Origin of the sequence: Mesorhizobium sp. M7A.F.Ca.US.005.03.2.1 (genome assembly GCF_003997795.1) — a bacterium.
Classification (GTDB): domain Bacteria; phylum Pseudomonadota; class Alphaproteobacteria; order Rhizobiales; family Rhizobiaceae; genus Mesorhizobium; species Mesorhizobium ciceri.
The window spans coordinates 1-2,710 of record NZ_RZRP01000839.1 but is presented as its reverse complement, the minus strand read 5'-3'; the positions used below and the strand labels follow the sequence as shown (position 1 = coordinate 2,710).

Annotated in this window: 1 protein-coding gene and 1 pseudogene; both read left to right on the top strand. The window is 66.1% G+C overall.

Annotated elements, in window-relative coordinates:
• Positions 1–2,389 (top strand): sarcosine oxidase subunit alpha family protein (locus tag EN991_RS31210; protein WP_127370192.1); only part of this gene is annotated, 2,389 nt, incomplete at its 5' end.
• Positions 2,382–2,710, top strand: a pseudogene (locus EN991_RS31205) (sarcosine oxidase subunit gamma); the annotation flags it as partial. The gene EN991_RS31210 and the pseudogene EN991_RS31205, both read left to right, overlap by 8 nt.

The following is a 2,710-nucleotide window of genomic DNA, read 5'->3' as shown; positions in this document are numbered from 1 at the left end:
GGCCGAGTTCGGCGGCAGCCTGCGTTTCGAGAGCGGCGCGAAAATCGACGGCCAGGACGGTTTTGCCTGGGCGCAAGCTGCGGTGGCGAAACTCACTGCGATGGACAATGTCCGCGTGCTCCCGCGCACGACGGCGTTCGGTTATTACGCGCAGAATTTCGTCGGCCTGGTCGAGCGTGTCAGCGATCATCTGAAGGCTCCCGGCCACGATCTGGCGCGCGAGCGGCTGTGGCAGGTCAGGGCCAAGCGCGTGGTGCTGGCCTCGGGCGCCATCGAGCGCCACATGGTGTTTGCCGACAACGACCGGCCGGGCATCATGCTGGCGGGCGCGGCGCGCACCTATCTCAACCACTATGGCGTCGCGGTCGGCAGGAATGTCGGCGTCTACACCGCCAATGACTCTGCCTATGCGGCGGCGATCGACCTGAAGAAGGCCGGCGTCAACGTGGCGGCGATCGTCGATCTGCGCGACAATCCGACCGGACCGGTGATCGACGAGGCGAGGGCGCTCGGCATCGAGGTCAATTTCGGCCGCGCGGTGATCCGCGCCGGCGGCAAGCTGCGCGTTTCCTCGATGACGGTGCAGCCGAAGAATGGCGGCGGCGAACGCACCATTCCAGTCGACGCGATCCTGATGTCGGCCGGCTGGACGCCGTCGGTGCATCTGTTCTCGCAGTCGCGCGGCAAGGTCGCCTTCAACGACGAGACCAAGCGCTTCGTGCCGGGCACCTATGCGCAGGACTGCGTCTCGGTCGGTGCCTGCAACGGCACCGATGGACTTTCTGCAACAATCGACGAGGCCTATGCGGCGGGCGCCAAGGCGGCCAAGGATGCCGGCGCCAAAACCGCCAAGGGTACCAAGCCGAAGGTCGACGCCTCGGAGAGCTGGTCGCGTGGCATGCTGGGCGCGGCCCCCGGCGCCGGGCCGGACACCACGGTCAAGGCGTTCGTCGACTTCCAGAACGACGTCACCGCCAAGGATATCCGCCAGGCGGTGCATGAAGGCATGCGCTCGATCGAGCACGTCAAGCGCTTCACCACCAACGGCATGGCCACCGACCAGGGCAAGACCTCCAACATGCACGGCCTGGCGATTGCCGCCGAGATGCTGGGCAAGCCAATCCCGGAAGTCGGCCTGACCACGTTCCGGGCGCCGTACACGCCGGTGACCTTCGGCGCGATCGTCAGCCATGCGCGTGGGCCGCTGTTCGACCCGACGCGCAAAACGGCGATCCATCGCTGGGCCGAGGCGCAAGGGGCCGTGTTCGAGGATGTCGGCCAGTGGAAGCGCGCCTGGTATTTCCCCAAGGCGGGCGAGGACATGCATGCTGCTGTCGACCGCGAATGCGTCGCCGTGCGCAAGACGGCAGGCCTGTTCGACGCCTCGACGCTGGGCAAGATCGAAGTGGTCGGTCCTGACGCGGCGAAATTCATGGAGTTGCTCTACACCAACCCATGGGAGAAGCTGGAGCCCGGCCGCTGCCGCTACGGCATCATGCTGCGCGAGGACGGTTTCATCTATGATGACGGCGTCGTCGGCAGGCTGGCGCCCGACCGTTTCCATGTGACGACGACGACCGGCGGCGCGCCGCGTGTCATGAACCACATGGAGGACTATCTCCAGACCGAGTTCCCGCATCTCAATGTCTGGCTGACCTCGATCACCGAACAATGGGCTGTCATCGCCGTGCAGGGACCAAAATCCCGCGACATCATCGCGTCGCTGGTCGAAGGCATCGACATGTCGGACGAGGCGCTGCCGCATATGTCGGTGCGCGAAGGCAAGATCTGCGGCGTGCCGACGAGGTTGTTCCGCATGTCGTTCACCGGCGAGCGGGGCTTCGAGGTCAACGTGCCTGCCGACTACGGCCAGGCGGTCTGGGAAGCGCTGTGGGCCGAAGGCCAGAAGCATGGCGCGGCGGCCTACGGCACCGAGGCGATGCACGTGCTGCGCGCCGAAAAGGGCTACATCATCGTCGGCCAGGACACTGACGGCACGGTGACGCCGAACGATGCCGGTCTCGACTGGGCGGTCGGCAAGAAGAAGACCGATTTCGTCGGCATCCGCGGCCTGACTCGGCCGGACCTTGTCGCCAAGGGCCGCAAGCAGCTGGTGGGCCTCAAGACCAAAGATCCCAAGGTGGTGCTCGAAGAAGGCGCGCAGATCGTCGAGGATCCGAAGCAGGCGATCCCGATGAAGATGATCGGCCATGTCACTTCGAGCTACTGGTCGGAAAATTGCGGCCGCTCGATCGCGCTGGCGCTGGTCGCCGGCGGCCGCGACCGGATGGGCGAGACCCTCTACGTGCCGATGCCGAACGGGGTGATCGAAGTGGAGGTTACCAGCATGGTGTTCTTCGACGAGACGGGAGGGCGCCTCAATGGCTAAGGCCGCTGCAAGAAAGACGACGCCGGCTGCATCGCCTTCGGTGGAACGCCGTCCGGCGCTGGCTGGACGCAGCACCACTGCTGCCGGCGCCAAGGTCGAGGTCTTGCCGCCGGCCCAGCGGATTTCATTGCGTGCGCCGGAGGCGTCGGTCGCGGCGCTTTCGAAGGCGCTCGGCGTGACCTTGCCGAAAAAGCCGAAGACATCCGCCTCGAAGGCCGGACGTATCGCCTTGTGGCTCGGCCCCGACGAATGGCTCGTCATCGACGAGACCGGCAACGATCCGCTCGCCGATTGCGCCGGGGTTGCCGCGTTGCATTCGGC